The sequence below is a fragment of the Streptomyces sp. MGP-P1 genome, from assembly GCF_057766565.1.
In genome coordinates this window covers 253,679-275,533 of the sequence record NZ_JBYMEM010000006.1, presented here as the reverse complement: position 1 = coordinate 275,533, position 21,855 = coordinate 253,679, and the positions used below count along the sequence as shown (strand labels likewise).

Annotated in this window: 21 protein-coding genes and 1 pseudogene; 7 read left to right on the top strand and 15 right to left on the bottom strand. The window is 72.2% G+C overall.

Going from position 1 to position 21,855, the window contains the following annotated elements:
• Positions 1–987, bottom strand: a complete 987-nt coding sequence (locus AC3CH1_RS16995) for a hydrogen peroxide-inducible genes activator (RefSeq protein WP_488463723.1) — start codon at positions 985–987, stop codon at positions 1–3.
• A 133-nt stretch (positions 988–1,120) separates the two neighbouring features.
• Between AC3CH1_RS16995 and AC3CH1_RS16990 the strand changes: the two genes are divergently transcribed.
• Both AC3CH1_RS16990 and AC3CH1_RS16985 read left to right on the top strand, forming a co-directional pair.
• Positions 1,121–1,675 (top strand): peroxiredoxin, encoded by a 555-nt coding sequence (locus AC3CH1_RS16990; protein WP_329159042.1) that lies wholly within the window; start codon positions 1,121–1,123, stop codon positions 1,673–1,675.
• Between the two features lie 12 nt (positions 1,676–1,687).
• Positions 1,688–2,221: an alkyl hydroperoxide reductase gene (locus AC3CH1_RS16985; RefSeq protein WP_003966620.1), complete on the top strand. Its 534-nt coding sequence runs from the start codon at positions 1,688–1,690 to the stop codon at positions 2,219–2,221.
• Between the two features lie 76 nt (positions 2,222–2,297).
• On the opposite strand, the gene AC3CH1_RS16980 is transcribed toward AC3CH1_RS16985, so the two are convergent.
• The 4 genes from AC3CH1_RS16980 to AC3CH1_RS16965 all read right to left on the bottom strand — a co-directional run bounded on the left by AC3CH1_RS16980 (position 2,298) and on the right by AC3CH1_RS16965 (position 7,444).
• Positions 2,298–3,674, bottom strand: coding sequence for an AI-2E family transporter (locus tag AC3CH1_RS16980; RefSeq protein ID WP_488463722.1), 1,377 nt, complete (start codon positions 3,672–3,674; stop codon positions 2,298–2,300).
• Positions 3,675–3,841: 167 nt separating this feature from the next.
• A complete protein-coding gene (locus AC3CH1_RS16975; RefSeq protein WP_488463721.1) occupies positions 3,842–4,576 on the bottom strand; it encodes an aggregation-promoting factor C-terminal-like domain-containing protein in 735 nt (244 codons plus the stop codon).
• A gap of 389 nt (positions 4,577–4,965) precedes the next feature.
• On the bottom strand, positions 4,966–6,288 hold the full coding sequence (phoH2, locus tag AC3CH1_RS16970) for an RNA 5'-3' helicase PhoH2 (protein WP_488463720.1): 1,323 nt from the start codon (positions 6,286–6,288) through the stop codon (positions 4,966–4,968).
• A 394-nt stretch (positions 6,289–6,682) separates the two neighbouring features.
• Positions 6,683–7,444 carry an isoprenyl transferase gene (locus AC3CH1_RS16965; RefSeq protein WP_073741104.1) on the bottom strand — a complete coding sequence of 254 codons (762 nt, stop codon included), beginning with the start codon at positions 7,442–7,444 and terminating at the stop codon, positions 6,683–6,685.
• 263 nt (positions 7,445–7,707) lie between these two features.
• Between AC3CH1_RS16965 and mgrA the strand changes: the two genes are divergently transcribed.
• Both mgrA and AC3CH1_RS16955 read left to right on the top strand, forming a co-directional pair.
• Positions 7,708–8,757: an L-glyceraldehyde 3-phosphate reductase gene (mgrA, locus tag AC3CH1_RS16960; protein ID WP_488463719.1), complete on the top strand. Its 1,050-nt coding sequence runs from the start codon at positions 7,708–7,710 to the stop codon at positions 8,755–8,757.
• A gap of 397 nt (positions 8,758–9,154) precedes the next feature.
• Positions 9,155–10,351 (top strand): winged helix DNA-binding domain-containing protein, encoded by a 1,197-nt coding sequence (locus AC3CH1_RS16955; RefSeq protein WP_488463718.1) that lies wholly within the window; start codon positions 9,155–9,157, stop codon positions 10,349–10,351.
• A 209-nt stretch (positions 10,352–10,560) separates the two neighbouring features.
• On the opposite strand, the gene AC3CH1_RS16950 is transcribed toward AC3CH1_RS16955, so the two are convergent.
• From AC3CH1_RS16950 to AC3CH1_RS16940, 3 genes are all read right to left on the bottom strand, one after another.
• Entirely contained in the window at positions 10,561–11,007 is a 447-nt protein-coding gene (locus tag AC3CH1_RS16950; protein ID WP_488463717.1) for a hypothetical protein, read from the bottom strand.
• A 148-nt stretch (positions 11,008–11,155) separates the two neighbouring features.
• Positions 11,156–11,995, bottom strand: a complete 840-nt coding sequence (locus AC3CH1_RS16945) for a class I SAM-dependent methyltransferase (RefSeq protein ID WP_488463716.1) — start codon at positions 11,993–11,995, stop codon at positions 11,156–11,158.
• Between the two features lie 80 nt (positions 11,996–12,075).
• Positions 12,076–13,071 (bottom strand): prepilin peptidase, encoded by a 996-nt coding sequence (locus tag AC3CH1_RS16940; protein WP_488463715.1) that lies wholly within the window; start codon positions 13,069–13,071, stop codon positions 12,076–12,078.
• Positions 13,072–13,175: 104 nt separating this feature from the next.
• Between AC3CH1_RS16940 and AC3CH1_RS16935 the strand changes: the two genes are divergently transcribed.
• On the top strand, positions 13,176–13,592 hold the full coding sequence (locus tag AC3CH1_RS16935) for a DUF192 domain-containing protein (RefSeq protein ID WP_488463714.1): 417 nt from the start codon (positions 13,176–13,178) through the stop codon (positions 13,590–13,592).
• A 29-nt stretch (positions 13,593–13,621) separates the two neighbouring features.
• Here the strand turns inward: AC3CH1_RS16935 and AC3CH1_RS16930 are convergent, their stop codons facing one another.
• Together AC3CH1_RS16930 and AC3CH1_RS16925 are read right to left on the bottom strand one after the other, a co-directional pair.
• The gene (locus tag AC3CH1_RS16930; protein ID WP_488463713.1) at positions 13,622–14,830 is read right to left on the bottom strand and encodes a hypothetical protein; all 1,209 of its coding nucleotides are present in this window, start codon (positions 14,828–14,830) and stop codon (positions 13,622–13,624) included.
• An 88-nt stretch (positions 14,831–14,918) separates the two neighbouring features.
• Positions 14,919–15,512 carry a hypothetical protein gene (locus tag AC3CH1_RS16925; RefSeq protein WP_488464420.1) on the bottom strand — a complete coding sequence of 198 codons (594 nt, stop codon included), beginning with the start codon at positions 15,510–15,512 and terminating at the stop codon, positions 14,919–14,921.
• Between the two features lie 269 nt (positions 15,513–15,781).
• Here AC3CH1_RS16925 and AC3CH1_RS16920 point away from each other — a divergent pair.
• Positions 15,782–16,573, top strand: a pseudogene (locus AC3CH1_RS16920) (hypothetical protein); the annotation flags it as partial.
• 217 nt (positions 16,574–16,790) lie between these two features.
• Positions 16,791–17,585 (top strand): haloacid dehalogenase type II, encoded by a 795-nt coding sequence (locus AC3CH1_RS16915; RefSeq protein WP_488463712.1) that lies wholly within the window; start codon positions 16,791–16,793, stop codon positions 17,583–17,585.
• Positions 17,586–17,641: 56 nt separating this feature from the next.
• On the opposite strand, the gene AC3CH1_RS16910 is transcribed toward AC3CH1_RS16915, so the two are convergent.
• From AC3CH1_RS16910 to AC3CH1_RS16890, 5 genes are all read right to left on the bottom strand, one after another.
• Positions 17,642–19,270: a hypothetical protein gene (locus tag AC3CH1_RS16910; protein ID WP_488463711.1), complete on the bottom strand. Its 1,629-nt coding sequence runs from the start codon at positions 19,268–19,270 to the stop codon at positions 17,642–17,644.
• Positions 19,271–19,608: 338 nt separating this feature from the next.
• A complete protein-coding gene (locus AC3CH1_RS16905; RefSeq protein WP_488464419.1) occupies positions 19,609–20,256 on the bottom strand; it encodes an OmpA family protein in 648 nt (215 codons plus the stop codon).
• A gap of 8 nt (positions 20,257–20,264) precedes the next feature.
• The gene (locus AC3CH1_RS16900) at positions 20,265–20,882 is read right to left on the bottom strand and encodes a hypothetical protein (RefSeq protein ID WP_488463710.1); all 618 of its coding nucleotides are present in this window, start codon (positions 20,880–20,882) and stop codon (positions 20,265–20,267) included.
• Positions 20,883–20,916: 34 nt separating this feature from the next.
• Positions 20,917–21,534 (bottom strand): pilus assembly protein TadG-related protein, encoded by a 618-nt coding sequence (locus AC3CH1_RS16895; RefSeq protein ID WP_488463709.1) that lies wholly within the window; start codon positions 21,532–21,534, stop codon positions 20,917–20,919.
• Positions 21,531–21,761 carry a Flp family type IVb pilin gene (locus AC3CH1_RS16890; RefSeq protein ID WP_469634034.1) on the bottom strand — a complete coding sequence of 77 codons (231 nt, stop codon included), beginning with the start codon at positions 21,759–21,761 and terminating at the stop codon, positions 21,531–21,533. Before AC3CH1_RS16890 ends, AC3CH1_RS16895 begins: the two co-directional genes overlap by 4 nt.
• Between the last annotated feature and the right edge of the window lie 94 nt (positions 21,762–21,855).

Here is a 21,855-nt window from a genome sequence, read left to right as displayed (position 1 = left end):
TCAGGCGTCTTCCGCCACCAGCCGCACCGGCAGGGGCTCCATCGCCTCGCGCAGGGCGGCGGCGAACTCCTCGAACTCGCCGCCGCGCGCCGACCCGGTCCGCATCGCCAGCGCCACCCGCCGGGTGGGCGCCGGGTCCGCGAAGTACCCGGTGGCCAGGGCCTCGTTGCGGCCGGTCTCCACCGTCACCGCGGTCCGGGGCAGCAGCGTCACCCCGAGCCCGCCGGCCACCAGCTGGACCAGGGTGGAGAGCCCGGCGGCGGTCGTGGTCACCGGCGCGCCCTCGGTGCGGCCCGCCTCACGGCAGATGTCCAGGGCCTGGTCGCGCAGGCAGTGCCCCTCGTCCAGGAGCAGCAGCGGCAGTTCGCGCAGCGCGTCGCGCGGGATGTCCGCCCGGCCGCCGAGCCGGTGGTCCTGCTCCATGACCAGCACGAAGTCCTCGTCGAACAGCGGGATCTCGGTGACTCCCGGCACGCCGAGCGGCACCGCGAGCAGCAGCAGGTCCAGCCGCCCGGCGGCGAGACCCTCCAGCAGCGAGGAGGTCTGTTCCTCGTGGACCTGGAGGTCGAGGTCCACGTAACGCTCGTGGACGAGGCGGAGCACGGTGGGCAGCAGATACGGGGCGACGGTCGGGATCACTCCGAGCCGGAGCACTCCGGTGAACGGGGCCCGGACCGCCTCCGCCTCCTCCATCAGCGCGGCGACGGCCTCCAGCACCGCTCCGGCCCGCACCGCGAGCCGCTCCCCCGCGGGCGAGAGCAGCACCTTGCGCGTCGTACGCTCGATGAGCTGGACACCCAGTGCCTCCTCCAGGGTGGACACCGCTCCGGAGAGTGCGGGCTGACTCATCCCGATTGCTGCCGCCGCGTCCCGGAAGTGCAGATGCTCCGCCACCGCCGTGAAGGCACGCAGCTGCGACAGGCTGGGCTGCTTGGCTGCCGACTTACCGGACTGCTTGGGGCGGATGCCCTGATTACCCTGGCCCACTGATAGGCACCTCCGATCATATCGACCGAGTGTAGCTATTTCCGCGATCAATGCACTCTGTGCCAAGGTGGAGTTCGTCCAACCCTCAGGAACGCCCCCAAAAGGGGAATTCCAGACGTTGCAAGGAGAGCGCGTGCTCACTGTCGGTGACAAGTTCCCCGAGTTCGACCTGACTGCTTGTGTTTCGCTGGAGAGCGGCAAGGAGTTCGAGCAGATCAACCACAAGACCTACGAGGGCAAGTGGAAGATCGTCTTCGCGTGGCCGAAGGACTTCACCTTCGTGTGCCCCACCGAGATCGCCGCCTTCGGCAAGCTGAACGACGAGTTCGCCGACCGCGACGCCCAGGTCCTCGGCTTCTCCGGTGACTCCGAGTTCGTGCACCACGCCTGGCGCAAGGACCACCCGGACCTGACCGACCTGCCCTTCCCGATGCTGGCCGACTCGAAGCACGAGCTCATGCGTGACCTCGGCATCGAGGGCGAGGACGGCTTCGCGCAGCGCGCCGTCTTCATCGTCGACCAGAACAACGAGATCCAGTTCACCATGGTGACCGCCGGTTCCGTGGGCCGTAACCCCAAGGAGGTCCTGCGGGTCCTCGACGCCCTGCAGACCGACGAGCTGTGCCCGTGCAACTGGACCAAGGGCGAGAACACCCTCGACCCGGTCGCGCTCCTCTCGGGCGAGTGAGCTGATACCGACATGGCTCTCGACGAACTGAAGTCCGCCATACCGGACTTCGCCAAGGACCTGAAGCTGAACCTCGGCTCGGTCATCGGCAACAGCGACCTCCCGCAGCAGCAGCTGTGGGGCACCGTGCTGGCCTGCGCGATCGCCTCGCGTTCGCCGAAGGTGCTGCGCGAGCTGGAGCCCGAGGCGAAGGCCAACCTCTCCGCCGAGGCGTACACCGCGGCGAAGTCGGCGGCCGCGATCATGGCGATGAACAACGTCTTCTACCGGACCCGGCACCTGCTGTCGGACCCCGAGTACGGCACGCTCCGCGCGGGCCTGCGGATGAACGTGATCGGCAACCCGGGCGTGGAGAAGGTCGACTTCGAGCTGTGGTCGCTCGCCGTCTCCGCGATCAACGGCTGCGGCCAGTGCCTGGACTCCCACGAGCAGGTGCTGCGCAAGGCCGGCGTGGACCGTGAGACCATTCAGGAAGCCGTCAAGGTCGCTTCGGTGATCCAGGCGGTCGGTGTGACCCTCGACGCCGAGGCCGTACTCGCCGAGTAGTGACACCGCACCACCCCTGATACGAGAAGGGCCCCGAGGACGACCGACCGTCCCCGGGGCTCTTCTTTGCGTCTCCCTACTCCTGCGGAGGCTTGTTCTCCCGAGCGGGTTCGCCCGGCGGTTCCTGCGGCCCCGGGGGCGCGGGCGCGGCGTGCGCCGGGCTCATCGACAGGGCGGTGGCCCCGTGGTGGCCGCCCCGCTCGCCCGGTTGCCCGTACGAACGCAGATAGCCGACCACCGTGTTGACCACGGCGACCAGCGGTACGGCGACCACCGCACCGCCGATGCCCGCGACCAGACCCCCGGTCGCCACCGCGAGGACCACCGCGAGCGGATGCACCCGGACGGCGCGGCCGAGGATGAACGGCTGCAGGATGTGGCCCTCGATCTGCTGCACGGCCAGGACCACCACCAGCGCCCACAGCGCGGTCCACACTCCCTCGGTGACCAGGGCGACGACCACCGCGAGTGCCCCGGAGACCACGGCGCCGACGAGCGGGATGAAGGCGAACAGGAAGATGAAGACGGCCAGGGGCACGGCGAGCGGCACGTTGAGGACGTAGAGGCCGAACCCGATGAAGATGGCGTCGATCAGGGCGACCAGTACCGTGCCGCGCACATACGCGGTCAGGGTGCGCCAGGCGCGCGGCCCGGCGCCGGCGACCCCGGGGCGGGCCGCGGCGGGCACCAGCTTGAGCGACCACTCCCAGATGCGCCGGCCGTCGTAGAGCAGGAACAGCGTGGAGAACATCGCCAGCAGCAGCCCGGTGAGGAACTCCACCATCACGGTGACGCCCTGGAGCCCGGCCGAGGTGATCTCCTCGGTGTTGGTGCCGATGGTGTCGTTGAGGTTCTTGGCGATGTCGTTGATCTGCGACTCGGTGACGTGGAAGGGGCTGTCGAGCAGCCAGCGCTTCAACTCGTCGATGCCGTCGCGGACCCGGTCGGAGAGCGTGTCGAGGTTCTCCATCACCTGCCACACCACGAACCAGCCGACCAGGCCGATGACGACGAACCCGAGCACGGCGGTCACGGCGGTGGCGAACCCGTGGGGAAGCCCGAACCGTTTGAGGCGGACCACGGTCGGCTGGAGCATCGCGGTGACGAGCAGCGCGGCGGCGAAGGCCAGCACCACGAGCTGTACCGCGCTGATCACCTGCATCAGCACCCAGAGGGTCCCCGCGAGGACGAGGAGGCGCCAGCCGGCCTCGGCGGCGACCCGCATCCCCCACGGGATCGCCGCCACCGGATCCGGCTTGGCGGCGACCGAGGGGGCGTACGAGGGCGGCGCGGGCACCTGCCCGGCGTCGTCGTCCTCCGGGACGCCGGAGGATCGCACCGCGAGGGGGTCGTCGTCCTCGGCGGCGGCGCGCGCCCGCCGCTCGTCCAGTCGCGCGCCCAGCTCCGTCAGTTCGGACCCGAAGCGGCCCAGCCAGCCCGGTAGTTTCGACATGCCTGCTTTCCTTCCCCCATCTTCGCCGCCCAGCGCTCCGCAGCGTGTCCTCACGCCCACCGGCCCGCCAGGATGCGACCGTACACGCGCGAGGCCCCCCACCGTCCGGACGGTGGGGGGCCTCGCGAGGTCGAGAGGGCGGGTCCGTGGACTTCGCCCGCTCCCCTCTAATACCAGTTGTTGGCCTGCCAGAAGGACCAGGCGCCGCACGGGCTGCCGTAACGGCCGTCCATGTAGCTGAGGCCCCACTTGATCTGGGTGGCCGGGTTGGTCTGCCAGTCGGCGCCGGCGGACGACATCTTGTGACCCGGGAGCGCCTGCATCAGACCGTACGCCCCGGAGGACGGGTTGCTCGCACGGTAGTTCCAGGTCGACTCGTGGTCCACGATGTTGCTGAAGCACTGGAACTGGTCCGCGGGGACCATCTGACGGGCCATCGCCTTGACGTCGGCCACGCTGTAGGAGCCCTGCGAGGAGAACGAGGCGGCGTCGCGGACGGAAGAACGGCTGGCGCGCTCGGCGTCTTCCTTCTCCTTCTCCTTCGCCTTCGCCTTCTTCTCCGCCTCGCGCTCGGCCTCGAGCCGGTCCTCGGCCGCCTGCTTCTTGGACTTGGCGTCCTTGGCGGCCTGGATGCGGGCCGATTCCTCGGCCGACTTCTTCGCGGCGGCGTCGGCGGCGGATGCCTGGGCATCGGCCTGCTGCGTCAGCGAAGCGGTCTGGACCTGGGCCTGCTGGCCCGCGGGGATGTCTGCGAGCAGCGTGGTGTCGGCTGCGGCCGCCTCGAAGTTGTTGTTGTCGTCGGCGGCAGGTGCGCCGCCCGCAGCAACGCCTACGACGGCGCCAACGGTGGTGACCGCGGTGGCGGATGCCACGGCGAACCCCCGGACCGAGATCCGGCTCACATGGTGTCCTTCCAGCATCGCCCGCTTAGGTGACCTCGCGGGCGCGTTCGTGCCCCTGACACTGGCCTCCCTACTGCGTGGGTCACGGGAGGCGCGGGCCCGATGGGCAACCCCGGTGAGGGGCTGCCGCGTGGTGCTCGCGGGCGGCATACGGACGTCTCGTGTTGAGTTGTGTGGTGCGTGGCGCCTCTGGAGGTGCCCAAGTGCCGTATGCGGGGCCTGACGGAAGCAAGACTCTGCCGGACGGGAGCGCCGGGAGGCAATTCTGTCTCGCGTGGGAAAGGTCACACCCCGTTTGGCCCCTCGGTTTTTCGGAAATGACGGCACAACACCATGCCGCCCGGCTAAGCTCCTTGGCTCGCCGGGCGGCATCGAAAAGGACATGCGTTTCAGATGTGGCCTTCCTCCAGCATTTCGGTCACCAGCGCGGCGATCTGCGAACGCTCCGACCGCGTGAGCGTGACGTGGGCGAACAGCGGATGGCCCTTCAGCTTCTCGACGACGGCGACGACTCCGTCGTACCGGCCGACCCGGAGGTTGTCCCGCTGGGCCACGTCGTGGGTGAGCACGACACGCGAATTCGCCCCGATGCGGGACAACACGGTCAGCAGGACGTTCCGTTCGAGCGACTGCGCCTCGTCGACGATCACGAACGCGTCGTGCAGGGACCGGCCGCGGATGTGGGTGAGCGGCAGGACCTCCAGCATCCCGCGCCCGAGCACCTCCTCGATGACCTCGCGCCCGGCGACCGCCGAGAGCGTGTCGAAGACCGCCTGCGCCCAGGGGCTCATCTTCTCGGCCTCGCTGCCGGGGAGATAGCCGAGCTCCTGCCCGCCCACCGCGTACAGCGGGCGGAAGACCATCACCTTCTTGTGCTGCTGGCGCTCCAGCACCGCCTCCAGGCCCGCGCAGAGGGCCAGCGCCGACTTGCCGGTGCCGGCCCGGCCGCCCAGCGACACGATGCCGACGTCGGCGTCGAGGAGGAGGTCGAGGGCGATCCGCTGCTCGGCGCTGCGCCCGTGGATGCCGAAGGCCTCCCGGTCGCCCCGCACGAGCCGTACGTTGCCCTCGGCCGTCACCCGGCCGAGCGCCTTGCCGCGCTCGGACTGGAGGACCAGACCGGTGTGCACGGGCAGTTCGGCGGCCTCCGGGACGTACAGCGTCTCCTCGCTGAACAGCAGGTCGATCTGTTCCCCGGCGAGGGACAGCTCGCTCATGCCGGTCCAGCCGGAGTCCGTGATGGCGAGCTCCGCGCGGTACTCCTCGGCGAGGAGGCCCACGGAGGAGGCCTTGATGCGGAGCGGCAGGTCCTTGGAGACGACCGTGACGTCGTACCCCTCGGCCTGGAGGTTGCGTGCGACCGCGAGGATCCGTGAGTCGTTGTCCCCCAACCGGTAGCCGGCGGGCAGGACGCCGGGATCGGAGTGGTTGAGCTCGACGCGGAGCGTCCCGCCCAGATCCCCGAGCGGGATCGGGGCGTCCAGACGGCCGTACCGGACCCGGAAGTCGTCCAGCAAGCGCAGGGCCTGCCGGGCGAAGTATCCGAGCTCGGGGTGATGCCGTTTGGCCTCCAGTTCCGTGACCACCACGATCGGGAGCACGACTTCGTGCTCGTCGAAGCGGGCCATGGCACCGGGATCGGCCAGCAGGACGCTGGTGTCGAGAACGTATGTGCGCCGGTCGGGCATGCGGCGCTTGCTGCTGGTCATCACGGAAGGACGTACCCCCTCGGACGAGGTCGGGGAGTGCGACGGACGGTCGCGGAGCTTCCCGAAGGGAGAGGACGGACCGGGATCGGGCCTCTGTGCGCGGGCCTGACCACGGCCACCGCGTCGGCCGCAGACTGTCTACGGTCCTTCGTGTGCAAAGGGCCTCCCGGGCGAGCGGTCTTGGCACCGCTCACTTGGACGCGACATCCGCCTGGTTGATGACCGGACGTCGACCTGACAGGGGTATTCCCTTTTCGCGGCGAAGCCATGCCGCCGCATATGACACGGTGTGGAGAAGTCCCGGTGGACGCGCGGTGACCCCCGTACGTACGCGATGGCTCCCCTATATAGGGGAGCCATCGACGCAGGCGCGGGCGCGAGGGTGTTTCAGGACACCTCAGGCGCCGTAGCGGCGGTGGCGGGCGGCGTAGTCGCGCAGCGCCCGGAGGAAGTCGACCTTGCGGAAGGCCGGCCAGAACACCTCGCAGAAGTAGTACTCCGAGTGGGCGCTCTGCCAGAGCATGAAGCCCGAGAGTCGCTGCTCGCCGCTCGTCCGGATCACCAGGTCGGGGTCGGGCTGGCCCCGGGTGTAGAGGTGCTCGGAGATCAGGTCGGTGGAGACGACCTCGGCCAGCTCCTCGAAGGTCGTGCCCTTCTCCGAGTGCTCCAGGAGCAGGGAGCGCACCGCGTCCGCGATCTCCTGTCGGCCGCCGTAGCCGACCGCGACATTGACGATTATTCCGTCGATGTCGGACGTAGCCTCCTGCGCCTCCTTGAGCACCGACTGCGTCTCCGGCGGAAGCAGGTCGAGGGTGCCGACATGGTGGACGCGCCAGCGCCCGTCCGCGGCGAGGTTGCGCACGGTGTTCTCGATGATGCCGAGCAGCGGCTTCAGCTCGTGCTCGGGGCGGTCGAAGTTGTCCGTGGACAGCATCCAGAGGGTGACGACCTCGACATCGGTCTCGCTGCACCAGCCGAGCAGCTCGGAGATCTTGTCCGCACCGGCCTGGTGGCCCTGCACGGCCGATCCACCGGACGCCTTGGCCCAGCGCCGGTTGCCGTCGAGGATGACCCCGATGTGCTTCGGCACCTGGTCGTGGTCCAGGCGGCCTCCCACCCGGCGCGCGTAGAGCCTGTACACCAGGTCGCGGAAGTTCACTGCGTTCACCCTCTCGGTTCCGTACGGGCCCGGGGCCCGCCCTCCCCGTCGCCGGGGGTCCGGGGGCCGTCCCCCCGCAGGGGTTCGCCGCGCGGTCTGCGCCGCCCGCACGATCCCTCGGCGGTCCGCGCCCCTGGCACTGGCACGGCCGCGCGGGCCTTCGCCGCGCCGCACATCGGCGTTCCCCGAAGCCGCCACATTACTGCGATCGGGTCACGGGGGCCCAACCCGGTCTGTCACAACTCCGTGATAAGGAATGAAACGTGACTGATTACCTCTCCCCCGACCTGCACTACCGGGCCGCCGGTTCGCGCTACGACTCCATGGAATACCGCCGGACCGGGCGCAGCGGCCTCAAGCTGCCCGCCCTCTCGCTCGGCCTGTGGCACAACTTCGGCGACGACCGGGCCCTGGACTCCCAGCGGGCGATCCTGCGCCGCGCCTTCGATCTCGGGGTCACCCATTTCGACCTGGCCAACAACTACGGCCCGCCGCCCGGCTCGGCCGAGCTGAACTTCGGCAAGCTCTTCGCCCAGGATTTCGCGCCGTACCGCGACGAACTGGTCATTTCCACCAAGGCCGGTTATCTGATGCACCCCGGCCCGTACGGCGAGTGGGGCTCCCGGAAGTATCTGTTGTCCTCGCTCGACGCCTCCCTGAAGCGAATGGGCCTCGACTACGTCGACGTCTTCTACTCGCACCGCTTCGACCCGCACACCCCGCTGGAGGAGACGATGGGCGCCCTGGCGTCCGCCGTACGGCAGGGCAAGGCGCTGTACGTGGGCGTCTCCTCGTACAACGCGGAGCAGACCGCCGAGGCGGCCGGGCTGCTCGGGGAGATGGGCGTGCCGGCCCTGATCCACCAGCCCTCCTACTCCATGATCAACCGCTGGATCGAGGACGACGGGCTGCTCGACACCCTGGAGGCGGCCGGGATGGGCTGCATCTCCTTCGTGCCGCTCGCCCAGGGCCTGCTCACGAACAAGTACCTGAAGGGCATTCCGGAGGGCTCGCGCGCCACCCAGGGCAAGTCCCTCGACCCGGGCCTGCTCTCCGACGAGGTGGTCCGCCGGCTCAACGGGCTCAACGACATCGCGCGCGGCCGCGGCCAGTCGCTCGCCCAGCTCGCCATCGCGTGGGTGCTCCGCGACAGCCGGATGACGTCGGCACTGATCGGCGCGTCGAGCGTGAAGCAGCTGGAGGAGAACGTGGCGGCCCTCGCGGGCCCGCCGCTGACCGCCGACGAGCTGAAGGAGATCGACGCCTTCGCCGTGGACACGGCGGGCACGAACATCTGGGCCGGTCGCAGCTGACGTCGGTTCGACGGGGCCTGCGCGCCGGAAGGAACGGGAGCGCCCCGGGGCCGCGCGGCGCCGCCGTCGGCCCGTAAAAAAACGGGCCGGTCCGTGGGGGGGGATACGGACCGGCCCGAGGGGGGGTTTCCACCATAACCCTTCGTAAGTACTGTCGCGTGCCGCGCCACTCCACCATTACTCTCCGGATTCACCGGACTGCGCTCCGGGCAGGGCGACGGACGCCTGTCGGGCCCCGGAGCCGCCCGGTACGACCCCGGTATCGGCCCCGGTACCCACCCCGGTAACGACCCCTGTATCGACCCCGGTATCGAGGGGTCGCGGTACGGCGTCGGCTTGACGCCGCCGGGGCCGTAGAGGACGGAACCTGACCTTTGAGGGCTCTAGGTTCGACGGCATGACGACACGATCCCGCGCGACATCGACAGCGACAGCGACCGTGAGCTGGGCCGGGGCGAACGCCCGGAGGCTGGCCCGCCAGCACCTCCACCCGGATGCCGCCGCCACCGCGTCGCCCAGCGCCGCCACCCCCGGCGCGGCGGTGGCCTCGATGCTCGGCGCGCACGCCCAGGTGCTGTCGGCTGCCGAGCTGTCCGTGGGGCTGCGCGGGGACGGGCTGACGCGCACGGACGTCCGTACGGCCCTGTGGACCGACCGGACCCTGGTCAAGACGTTCGGACCGCGCGGCACGGTCCACCTGCTGCCCGCGGCGGACCTGCCGCTGTGGACCGGGGCCCTGTCCGCCGTGCCGGCGGGCAAGAACCCCTTCTCCAAGGACGCCCGGATGACCCCGGACCAGGTGGAGGCGGTCGTCGCGGCCGTCGCGGAGGCGCTGACCGGGGCGGAGCTCACGATCGACGAGCTCTCCGACGAGGTCGTCGCGCGGACCGGGCCGTGGGCCGGGGACCTGGTGATGCCCGGCTTCCAGACGATGTGGCCGCGCTGGCGGCAGGTGCTGCACCTGGCCGGCCACCGCGGCGCCCTCGTCTACGCCCCGAACCGGGGGCGGAAGGCGACCTACACCAACCCCGGGTGCACCCCGCTGCCCGGCCCCGGGGCGCCGGCCGCCCTCATCGAGCGGTACCTGCGCGCGTACGGGCCGGCCACCTCCGCCCACTTCGCCCGCTGGCTCGCCGCGCCGAAGCCCTGGGCGGCCGGCCAGTTCGCCGCCCTGGCGGCGGCGGGGGCCATCGAGGAGGTCGCCTTCGCGGGCGAGGGTCCGGCGTGGGTGGTCGCGGGCGACACGGAGTTCCCGGTGTCACCGGTGCGCGGCGTGCGCCTGCTCCCGTACTTCGACGCGTTCACCATCGCCTCCCAGCCCCGTGAGCGGCTGTTCCCGGGGGCGGCGTACGAGCGGGCCCTCGCGGGCGGGCAGGCGGGGAACTTCCCGGTGCTGCTCGTGGACGGCACGGTGGCCGGCGTCTGGCACCTGCGCCGCTCGGGCCGCCGGATCACGGTGACGGTGGAGCCGCTGGAGCCCCTGCCGCCGGCCGGGCTGCGCGCGCTGGAGGAGCAGGTGGAGCGGGTCGCGGCGATCATGGAGGGGACGGCGGAACTGACGGTCGGGCCGGTGACGGTGGGGCCGCACGCGTAGGCGCCGGGGGCGGGGTTTCACTCGGGTGTACGGGGGTGGGTTTCACTCGGGGTGTACCGGGGGTGGGTTTCACTCGGGGTGTACGGGGGTGCGTGGCACGTGCGGGTCAGGGGTGGGGCTTCTGGGTCAGGGCAGGGCTCGCGGGTCAAGGGCGCGGCTCGCGGCTCGCGGCTCAGGGAGGACTCCTGGGTCAGGGCAGGGCTCGCGGGTCAGAGGTGGGGCTCGAAGCGGATGGCCATCGTGTCCCCGGCGACCACCACGAAGTCCCCTTCCTCGCACCGGATGACGGCTTGGAGCACCTCCCCGCCGGCGTCCCTCAGCTCCTGGGTGCCGACGACCGTCCACGCTCCCTCGTGGGGCACCGGCGGGAGGAGGGCGGGCGGGGTGTGCTGCCACCGGCTCGCCGGTACGCACCAGTCGGGCAGGCTCGGCCAGGCGCCCGGGGTGACGTGCAGCGTCCGGTCGGAGGCGCAGGTCAGCAGGACGGACTGGTCGTCCGAGAGGACGAACTCGACGGCCTCCGGCTCGCCCGCCCGGCCCTCGGGCCGGTAGTAGATCCCGAGGACCGCGGTGATCCTTGCCCCCGTGAGCCAGTCGGCGTTGCCGTGCCGCGCGCGCCCGGCAGGCGGCGCGCAGTCTTCCCTCTCCAGGGTCATGACCGCTCCCCCTCCTTCGCTGTGCCCTTCGCTGTGCGTGCGTCCCGTCGAGTAGGACGCCCGCCCGCACGATCCCGTTGCCTCCGGGGTAAGGCTGAACTGGCGTACGGGGTAGGCGGGTTGACCGGAGGGCAGGTCCCTGACACCGTCACCGGGGCTTGCGTGCCTCGATCAGGAAGCGGGCGGTGCGGGCGCGGAACGGCCCGTCCGCCTCGATCTTCCGGTGCAGTGCGGCCAGTTGGGGCCGGTACCGCTCGACGGTGAATCCGGGGACCATCCAGATCACCTTGCGCAGGAAGTAGACCACCGCGCCGATGTCGTGGAACTCGGTGCGCAGCGTCTCGGAACGCAGGTCGACCACGTCGAGTCCGGCCGCCGTCGCGGCGGCCCGCGCGTCCTCCGGGTGCCGGCCACGGCGGACCTCGGGCGGCTGGGGGCCGAGGAAGTACTCGACGAGTTCGAAGACGCTGGCCGGGCCGACCTGTTGCGAGAAGTACGTGCCGCCGGGGGCGAGGACCCGCGCGATCTCCTCCCACCACGTGGTGACCGGGTGGCGGCTGACCACGAGGTCGAAGGCGGCGTCCCCGAAGGGCAGCGGCGGCTCGTCCGCGTCGGCGACGACGACCGCCCCGAGCGGGTGCAGGAGGGCGGTGGCGCGGGCGACGTTGGGCGGCCAGGCCTCCGTGGCCACGGTGACCCGAGGGAGCTTCGGCGCGGCGGCCAGGACCTCGCCGCCCCCGGTCTGGAGGTCGAGCGCGGCGTGGGCCCGGCCGAGGCGGTCGGCCATCGCGCGGGCGTACCCCCAGGAGGGGCGCTCCTCGGTGGCCCGGCCCTCCAGCCAGGAGAAGTCCCAGCCGTCCACGGACACGGCGTCGGCCTCGGCGACGAGGGCCTCGAACCGGTCGCGGGAGGCCGCGGAGTCGAAGGGGAGGGGGACGGAACCGGGAGCGGGGGCAGGGCCGGGGACGGCTTCGGATGGTTCGGGCATACGGGAATCGTGTCAGGCGGACCCGGAGCGCGCGAACGGATTCCGCGCCCGTGCGGGCACCCGCGCGAGGGGCCCCGTACTCACCCGGCCAGAGCCCCCAGCAGCAGGCCGGTCAGCGCCCCGGCGATCATGAACGGGCCGAACGGGATGCCGGTCCTGCGCCCCGCCCGGCGCAGGAGCACCAGGGCGAGTCCGTACACCGCCCCGAACAGGAACCCGACGAACCCGCCCACGAACAGCACGGTCCAGCCGTACCAGCCCAGCGCCACGCCCAGGGCGAGGGCGAGCTTCACATCACCGAAGCCCATGCCGTTCGGGTTGATCAGGAAGAGCAGGAAGTAGAAGCCGCCGAGCGCCAGACCGCCCAGCAGGCCGGAGGTCCAGGACCCCGCGTGCCCGGGAAGCAGCGCGGCGCCGCCGAGCAGCAGGACGGCCGCGGCCGCCAGGGGCAGGGTGAGCGGGTCGGGCAGCCGGTGGACCCGCCGGTCGACGACGGCGAGGAGCACGGCGACGGGGGTCAGCGCCAGCCATCCGACGAGCTCGGGCCTGCCCCCGGTCGCGGCGGCGAGCGCGACGCAGGCGGCCACGGTGACCAAGGGGGCGAGGACACCGGGCGCGTACGCGGCGGACGGGGCGGGAGTGGGGGCTCCTGTGTCGTTGCTCGCTTCGGCGGAGGCGGGGGGCCCGGTGTCGCGGCTCGCCTCCGCCGCATCAGGGGATCCGGTGTCGCGCCCCGCCTCGGCGGGGGCGGGAGGTCCAGTGCCGCCGCGGCTCGCCCCTGCGGAGGCCGCGCCCGGTTCGGCGCCCGGTCGGCCGATGGCGGGCAGGCCGGTCTCGGCGCCCGTGCCGGTATGGGCCCCGGGCGCGGCCGGCGTTCCCGGGGCGGCGGCGGCGCAGGGCGCGCACCGGGCCGGTCCCAGCCAGCCGCGGACCGGGCCGGTGAGCGGATGCCCCGAGGGGCACGCCGTACGCCAGGGCTCCTCCGGCTCGACGGCGAACCGGTACGCGGCACGCGGGATCAGCAGTCCGGTGACGGCACCCCAGACCGCGGCGAGGGCGAGCAGCACAGCGTCCACGGAACGACCCTAATGGGCCGTGGGAGCAGGGGTCTTGGGTCCGGGGGCCCAAGCGCGGGCGTATCGGACCCGGGCGGGTCCGCCGGGGGCTACGGTCGGTGCCCATGAGGACATGGCGCGATGGCGACGGGACACTCACGGTCGGCACGGGCCCCGGGGCCCGGGAGGTGCCGCTGCGGATAGCGGCCTCGTACCGGGCCCGTACCAAGGGGCTGCTCGGGCGGGACGGGATCGAGGGGGCGATGATGCTCACCCCGTGCGGGAGTGTGCACACCTTCCGGATGCGGTTCCCCATCGATGTGGCGTACCTGGACCGGAAGTTCACGGTCCTGGCCGTCCGCACGATGAAGCCCGGCCGCCTCGGACTGCCCCGGCTCCGGGCCCGGCACGTGGTGGAGGCGGAGGCCGGGGCGATGGAGCGGTGGGGGGTGCGGCCGGGCGTACGGGTGGAGCTGGGAGCGACGGCCCACGCCTCCGGGGCACCCGGGGCGTCAGGGGCACCCGAGGGTTCCGGAGCCTGAGAACGCGGCGCGAGGCCGTTGGGACGGGGCTACGGCGGGCCCGCGCCCAGCAGGGTCCAGGCCCCGTAGGCGGCGGACGCGCAGGCCAGTACGGCGAGGACGACGGCCGTACGCCCGGTCGTGCGCAGCCGCAGCAGGGCGACGGCGGGCGGCAGCAGCAGGGGGAACGCCGGCATCATCAGGCGCGGCCGGGAGCCGAAGTACCCGGCGCCGATCAGCGAGATGACGACGATCGTGAGGGCGTAGACGAGCACCGGGAGCGGTTGCCGCTGCCGTACACACAGCACCACCAGCCACCCCAGCAGCCCGAGCGCCGCGCAGAGGCCGAGGGCGGCGGGCCACGGAAGGCCGGCGATGAAGGCGGCGAGCGCGCGACCGCCGTCGATGTTGTTGCCCCACTGCGCCTGGACGTCGAAGTAGGCGAACGGGCTGCCCTCGCGGACGGCCACGAACACCACGTACGCCAGCCAGCCCAGCGGTGCGAGCGCCACGCCCGCGATCATCCGTGCGTTGCGGCGGAGCACCGGGCCGGCGCGGCGCTCGTCGCGGTACTCCCGTACGAGGGTGACGGCCGCGGTGATCGCCAGGGCCGCGATGAGCGCCGCCGCCGTGGGCCGGGTGAGCCCCGCCAGGACGCAGAGCGCGCCCGCCACGATCCAGCGGCCCTGGAGGACGGCGTACAGCGCCCAGGCGGCGAGCGCGGTGAACAGGGTCTCGGTGTACGCCATCGACTGGACGAACGCCGTCGGGTAGACCCCCCAGAGGGCGGCCAGCACCACGCCCGTACGCCGTCCTCGCAGCTGGGCGCCGACGGCGTAGATGCCCCAGGCGGCCAGCAACCCGGCCGTCCAGGCGACCAGGAGTCCGGCGCCGCCGAGGGTGAGTGGGGTCACCTCGGATACGGCTCGCTCCAGGGCCGGGAGCAGAGGGAAGAACGCCAGGTCGGAGTGGACGGAGCCGTCCGGGAGGGTGACGGTGTAGCGGTAGCCGTTCTCGGCGATGCGCTGGTACCAGACGGAGTCCCAGCGTCCGCTGAGCGGCCCCAGGGGGTCTTTCCCGGCGGCGGACGCTGCTGCCCAGAAGGCCAGGAGCCCCAGGGCCCGGGCGGCGGCGTAGACCGCGAGCGCGGGCACGGCGGCCCGGAGCGCGGCGGCGGCCCGGGTCCCGGGGGTGCGGGGGGTGCGGGGGCCCGGGGCCGGACCGGCGGGCGGCCGGGCGCGGAGCTGGTGATCGGACATACGGCCGATTATGACGTCGACGGCGGGCGTCGCTCCGCAGCGGGGGCCGGGGCCCGGGGGGGTGTCCGGGGGTTCGCGGCGGCCCGGCTCAGACGCCGAGCACCTCGTTCCCGTACACCTTCCACGGCGACATCTCCACCCCGTCCATGACGGCCAGCTGCGGGTGGCGGGCGGCCGTCTCGTCCCGTACGGCGACGGCGTCCGGCCAGGAGTGGAGGTGCGCGTCACCCTCGATGACGACGCCGTCCCAGTCGGTGGCGGCCGTCGCCCCGCTCCGGTCGACGACGAAGCCGATGCAGAGCACGGAGGCCCGTCCGACGGTCCGCCGGATGGCGCTCACCGCGTGTTCCCGCTCCGGCTCGGGCAGCTCCCCCACGGAGAACTCCACGACGACGACGCCGGCCCGGGCCTGCCGGATGCGCACCAGGAGGTCGCGGCCCCCGTCGGTCCACAACCGGAACCCGACCTCGCGGAGCCGCTGGAGTCCGGCGATGGACAGCAACTGCTCGCGGGTGACGGGCGAACGGGCGCCCAGGGACGCGGAGTCGAGACTGACGAGCACGGTGCGGCCGGACACCGGGTGCGTCGGGCGGAGCCCTTCGGCCTCCAGGTCGCCCAGCAGGGTCCGGGCGTCCAGCCGGGTCCAGCCCAGGTGGTACGAGTAGAAGAATCCGGCATCCATCGACGCCCCACCCCCATCGCGCTTCTTCGCGGCGTCGTGGTCGGCGACCACCGGCACATCCGAGGGTACTGAGCCGCGGCCGGGGCGGCGTGGGCCCACGGGCCCACGGGCGGCCCAAAGCGGAACGGCGGGCGCGCCACGGCGCAACACAGCTCGCGCCCTGCGCACTTGGGCCCGGGTTTGGGGCCGGGGGCCCGAGCCGGGGCCGCTTCTCGGCCGTACGCTCCCAGCCGTCGGGCAACACGCGCGGGGTCGAGAAGAGGTGAACCGTGAGCGGTGACGGGGGCTGGGGCTGGGGAGATCGGGGCGCGGGCGGCGCACCGTCGGGGCGCCACGACATCACGGGGTACGACGCCCCACCCCACGTCCACCGGGACAGCCGCTTCTTCGCGTTGACCCGGAGCTGGGTGACCGGCGGCCTCGTCCATCTCGCCCTCGGGTTCGTCATGAGCCGGGTCCTGGTCGATCTGCTGGCCACCGAGGAGCGCCTGGAGTCCTTCGGCTGGCGGCTGGCCCTGCTCCATCTGCCCGCCCTCGTCGTGACGCTCCTGACGGTCCTGGCCTCGGCCCGGATCCTCCCCGAGGAGTACCGCGAGTCCTCCCGCGTCCTGTACCTGCTCTCCGTCCTCGCCGTACCGCTGGCCGGGCTGCTGTACGGCCTCGCCGTCGCCGGGGACGTCGTCGGCATCGAGGGCGTCCTCATGCCCGGCGTCTCGCTGGCGGCCGGTGCGGCGTCGGGGGTGGCCGTCGATCGGCTCCTGGAGGAGCGCGCCACCCGGACCCCGGAGCCGCCCCGGTACACGTACGACTGGCGGGACGGCGGTGCGACCGCGGTGGAGTACCTGATTCTCGTCGTCTTCGTCGCCCTCGTCACCCTCGTCACCCTGCTGATCGGCGCGATGGCCGGGGCCGGGGCCGGGGTCGCGGCCAAAGTCGGGGCCGGGGCCAAGGTCGGGGTCGGGGTCGGGGTCGGGGTCGGTGGCAAGATCGGGGAGCGCCTGCGGTGCGCGATCAGCTCGCCGGCCGGTGGCGGCGGCTCGTGCTTGACCGGCGGCCAGGACGACACCCCGAACGGGGGAACGCCCATGACCGGGGTCCTGGATGCGGGGGTGGACGCGAAGAGCGTTCCGTTCGCGGTGCGCCTGAACGCGGGGAAGGACGCGGTCGACGCGGAAGACCTGGACGCGGTCGTGGGGTCGATCACGATCAAGTAGGGGATGCGCTGGGGGGGTTGTGGTGTTGTTCGGACCACCGCCCACCTTGGAGGAGACCCTCACCATGGCAGAGCTGGAGATCGACGCCGTCGTGTTCGACGTACTCGGCACGCTCGTCGACGAACCCGCCGGACTCCGCACCGGCATCCGCGCACTCGTCGACGGACCCGCAGGACTCCGCGCCGGCGTCCGCGCGCTCGACCGGTCCTCCGACGCCCCAGGCACTCCCGATACCCCGGGCCCCCCGGACGCCTCGGACACCCCGGGCACCCCGGATACCGCCGGGACCGAGCGGCTCCTGCTGCTGTGGCAGCGGTACATCGAGCGCGAGCAGCGCCGCGTCCTCGACGGCGACCGGCCCTACCTGCCCAGCGATCTCCTCGACCGGGAGGCCGCCGGGCTCGTCGCGGAGGCCGCCGGGGTCGACGATCCGGCAGCGGTGGAGGCGCTCGCCCGGTCGGCCCGGTGCCTCCCGCCGTGGCTCGACACCGTGGCGGGGCTCGCCCGGATCGGCGGGCGCTTCCCGCTGATCGGCCTCTCCAACGCGAGCCGGACGGCACTGCTGGAGCTGAACGCGTACGCGGGACTGCGCTGGCACCAGGCGCTGTCCGCCGAGGACGCCCGCGCCTACAAGCCGGACCCGGCGGTCTACCGGCTGGCCGTCACCGGCTCCGGGTCGCCGCCGGAGCGCCTGCTGATGGTCGCCGCCCACGCCTGGGACCTGCGCGGGGCGCAGGCGCTGGGCCTGCGCACGGCCTATGTGGCCCGCCCGGTCGGCGACCCGCCCTCCTCCTCGGACCGGTTCGACCTGTACGCGGAGGATCTGGCGGAGCTGGCGGATCAGCTCGGGGTGTCCTAGGGAGTGGCCGAAGCGTGGGGCAGCTTCCGCTTCTGCCCCGCTTCTGCTTCCGCTTCTCAGGGCAGCAGCGGGCAGGTGAGGGGGAGGACGCGTTCGGTCAGCCGCCCGGTGAGGACGGTGTCGGTGAGGACGGGGTCGGTGTCGGTGAGGACGGGGTCGGTGTCGGAGTCGGTGTCGACCGCCCCCGTCAGCCAGTCCGCCGCGGTCAGCCGGTCCACCACCTCCCGAAGGTCGCCGGGAGCGATGGCGCACCAGGAGGAGAGGGCTTCCACGCCGAGGCCCTCGCCCTCGGGCCCCAGTCGTCCATCGGGGGTGACACCGGTGGCCAGGGCCAGGGCGAGCAGACGGGCGTCGGCCGTGGTCTTGGCCTTGCGTAGCTTCTTCTCGCCGACGACTCGCTGGGCCCAGCCGCTGAGCTTGGGGCGCATCTTCCTGCCGAAGGTGAACGGGCCCGGGTCGCTCTCGTCGGGCGTCAGGGACGGCACGTCGATGCGGGTGGGGTTCTCCGGGCGGGAGGCGATCAGTTCCTCGACCGTACCGGCGATTTTCAGCCAGCCGCACTCCAGCAGTTGCTCCACCAGGTGTTCGGGTTCCGCCAGGGGCAGCCCTTTGAGGTCCTGCCCGACGAGGTTGCCGGTACCGGACTGCGCGGTGCGCAGCGTCAGCATCACCACCAGCAGGCGGGCCTCCGGCCCCGGCAGGGGCGCGTTATCGGCCACGTGGGCGAGGACGGCCCGTGCGTGATCCCACTGGGCGGACGCGGTCAGCAGCCGCGCCACGGCGGGGCCTTCGCCCTCCGGGGCTTCACCGATGCGGTGCAGATGCTGGAGACGGGCGGTGGCGGCGGCCTGTTCGGCTCGCTGGGCGTCGAGGCGGAGTCCGGTGTCGGCGGTGACTTCGGCCCAGGCGCTGAAGGCCTTCGCCTTGCGGGCGTGGAGGTCGGCGAGCATCGCGAGGTCGGGTTCGGCGCGCTGCTGGTAGGCGCGGAAGAGCTCTCCCAGTTCGGTCAGTTCGTCCCGCAGCGCGACGGGCCGCAGGTCGTGCGGGACGAACCGCTGCGCGATCCTCCCCCGCCGGGCGCGCTGCCGTGCCGGCCTCGGGGGCCGTGGAGGCCTTGCGGACCGTGGAGCCGGCACCTCGTGCGGGGCGGCTGCCCCGGCAGCCCCGGAAGTGCTGTGCGAGAAGTGGGGCCCGACGGCCGACACCGTCGGCGCGGGGACCGTCGAGGGCCGGGAGGCGGCGGCAGGAGCCGTCCGGTCGGGAGCCGGGGCGGTCGCGGCGATCTTCGCGGTCGGATGCGCGGCAGCACAGCGCGAGCAGCACTCCATCACCTGCCACCAGCGCCCTTCCCGGTCCGTGACGACGGCCAGGACGACCGCGCCGCCGCACCGCCAGGGCGCGGGGCGCTCACGCGGTCCGGCGGGGCGGATGTGGGTGTGGCATTCCGCGGCCCGGCAGGCGCAGTACGCCGACGGGCTGGGGGCAGGGCCCGCGCGCAGGTGGGCCTTGAGGTGCGCGACCGCCGCCGTACGGCCGACGGCCGCGGAGGGCAGCACCTGCGCGGCGCAGGCCGGGCGGCTGCACGAGACGCGTACGTCCGCCCGGCCGCGGCCGACAGGATCCAGCCGCACCGTCCATGTGCGTCCCGTCACCCGCTCGTTCGTCGCGTGGGCCTCCACACCCATCACACCCTCCTCGACGCCTGTTCGTCCGTGCACCCCGGCACCCCCGCTGACCCACGTCTCCGTGGCGCACGGCGTGTCGCATCCCGCCGCACTGCCGCCGGCCCTGATTCCGGCCCGGCCGCACGAGGGGCCCACCGTGTTCTTGTCCGTAGGGGATGTGTTTGATCCACAACGCAAACGACGGTCCGCCGTTCGGGTGACGGGCTCGGAGAGAATGTGGCCGGTTTACGGCCCTGACGGACCTCCGTGCCGGGCCGTCCGCCGCAACGACGAACGGTCCGGCACGCGATGGTCGTCGCGCGCCGGACCGGGCCGTCTCCCGTGGGGTGCGGAGGAGGTCAGGACCCCGCGCCGCGCGGGAAGGAGACCTCCACGCGGCGGTTCTTCTTGCGGCCCTCTTCGTTGCTGTTGCTGGCGATCGGGTACTGCTCGCCGTAGCCCCGGATCTCGTAGGTGATCGTGGCGCCGAGCTCCTTCGACAGGACCCCGTGCACGGCGTCGGCGCGCTGCTTGGACAGGACGTCGCCGTGGGCCGAGGAGCCGAGGTTGTCGGTGAAGCCGAAGACGCGGACCTTGGTCGCGTTCTGCTTCTTGATCTCGGCTGCGATCGCGGCGATGCGGGCGTTGGCCGCCGAACCGAGCTTCGCGCTGTCCTTGCCGAAGAGGACTTCGGCCTGCAGCGCGAACTTGATGTCGGCGTTGCTGTCCTCGCGGCGTTCCTCGCCGCCGAGGTCCTCCACGACCTGGACGATGTCCAGGACCCGGCCGGGGGCGAGGGTGCCGCCCTCCGGCATCTTCAGGTCCGGGTCGTTCGGGTCGACGGGAACGGGCGGCTCCGACGTCGCCTCCGTCCCGGGCGGGACGCTCGGCCCGTCGTCGGCGTACGAGGGCGAGGCTCCGAGCAGCGTGGTGCCGGCGATCAGGACGGCGACCGCGACGGCTTGGCCCATGCTGTGGGCCGCCCGGGGGCGCTTGGTCATCTTCATGGCCGCACTCACCCAGAAATCTTCAGCGAGGTGGTGGCGAAGGTCGGGAGAGTGAAGTCGACCTCGGTCGTGCCCTGCGGCGGGGCGGGGAACTGCATGAATACCGAGGCGGTCTCACCCGGTGCCAACGGGGCGATCGCCGTCGTGCACAGGCACCGGGCGTCGGTGTCCCGTAGAACGTAGTAACGCTTCTTGCCGACTTTGTCGACCAAGGTCGCACCGGCTACCGAGTTGGGGTTCTTCCGGACAACCGATTGTTCCTGCCCACCCCAGCTGGCACTGTTACGAGTCCCGTCACCGCCGTTCTTGATCGACGCCTGCACAGTGACGAAGCCGCCCGCGTCACGCTTGACCTGGTTGACGACGAGTGTCAGCCCCTCCTCGCCCCGTGCCTCGGCCAATTTGGCATCCGGGTCCACGTTCTCGCCCGCAGCCGTGTCCTCCTGCTGCGTCTCGCCCTTGTCCTCCGCGGAGGGGCTGGCCGGGTCGGACGGCGCGCTGGAACCCTCGTTGCCGGGCTCCCCGCCTCCGTCGTCGCCACAGCCGGCGAGCGCGAGGGCGAGAGCAGCCGTCACCGAGACAGCCGCCATCGCCTTTCTGGTCGTCGTGGTCCGCCGCATGCTCATGGTCCGATTCCTCTACTCGTCGTTCGCTTCGCTGTCACTGGTCGACCAGCCGCACGTCAAAGAGGGTTCTGCTCACGCTCTCCCACAGGCCGGGCCGCCCGATCTCGGCCGTCGCGATCTTGATGACATCGCCGCTCAGGCACGTGAAGATGAAGAGGTCCGGGGAGCCGTTGTTGTCGGCGTCGATGGCCGCCGGGTTGGGGCAGCGGAACTCGATGAGCGCGGTGGCCTTGGCCTTGGCGACCTTGTCCTCCGAGCCGGGAAGCACGGGCGAGTCCACCGGATCACGGCCCTCGACCTCGACCTTGATCAGGTCCCGCAGATAGCCGGACGAGGGCGTGCAGGAGGTCGTGTCGGCTTCGTTGGCGTTGGCCAGCCGTTGCGCCTCGGCGCAGGGCGGGGCGAAGCCTGCGCCAAGGAAGGCGTCCAGCGCGTTTTTGGGCAGCGAGCCGAGGAATCCAGGCCCGAAGTTGGCACGCGCCTTCTGAGCCGCGGCCAGCGCGGCTGCGTCCGCCGCGCCCTGGGAATCATTACGCAAGGCCGAGGCCTTGCCGACAGCGAAGAAGGCCAACGCAAGGAAGAGCAGGCCCGCCACCATCATGATGTAGATGGGGAAGGCCTGCCCTCCGTCCGACCGTGGCTGCTGGATCACTTCGAGGTGATGGAGGTCACCAGTCCGTCGATGCGGCCGGAGATGTTCCCGCCGATCCCGGAGGCCGCGATCGCACCGATGATCGCCACCACTACCAGGATGATGCCCAGGTACTCGAACGCCGTCTGTCCCCGGTCCTTCGCCGCGTAGCGCTTCTGGATGCTGCTGACGGCGGTGTTGGCCCAGCCGTTGACGCGGACGGCGGTCTTCAGGGTGATGTTCGACATGGTGTTCCCCTCCGGGTTCGGCCGACCGGTTGCCGGCCGACTCGCACGTTCCTGTTGCGCCGTCCTCGGTACCGGCTTCCTCCCGGCCGGTGCC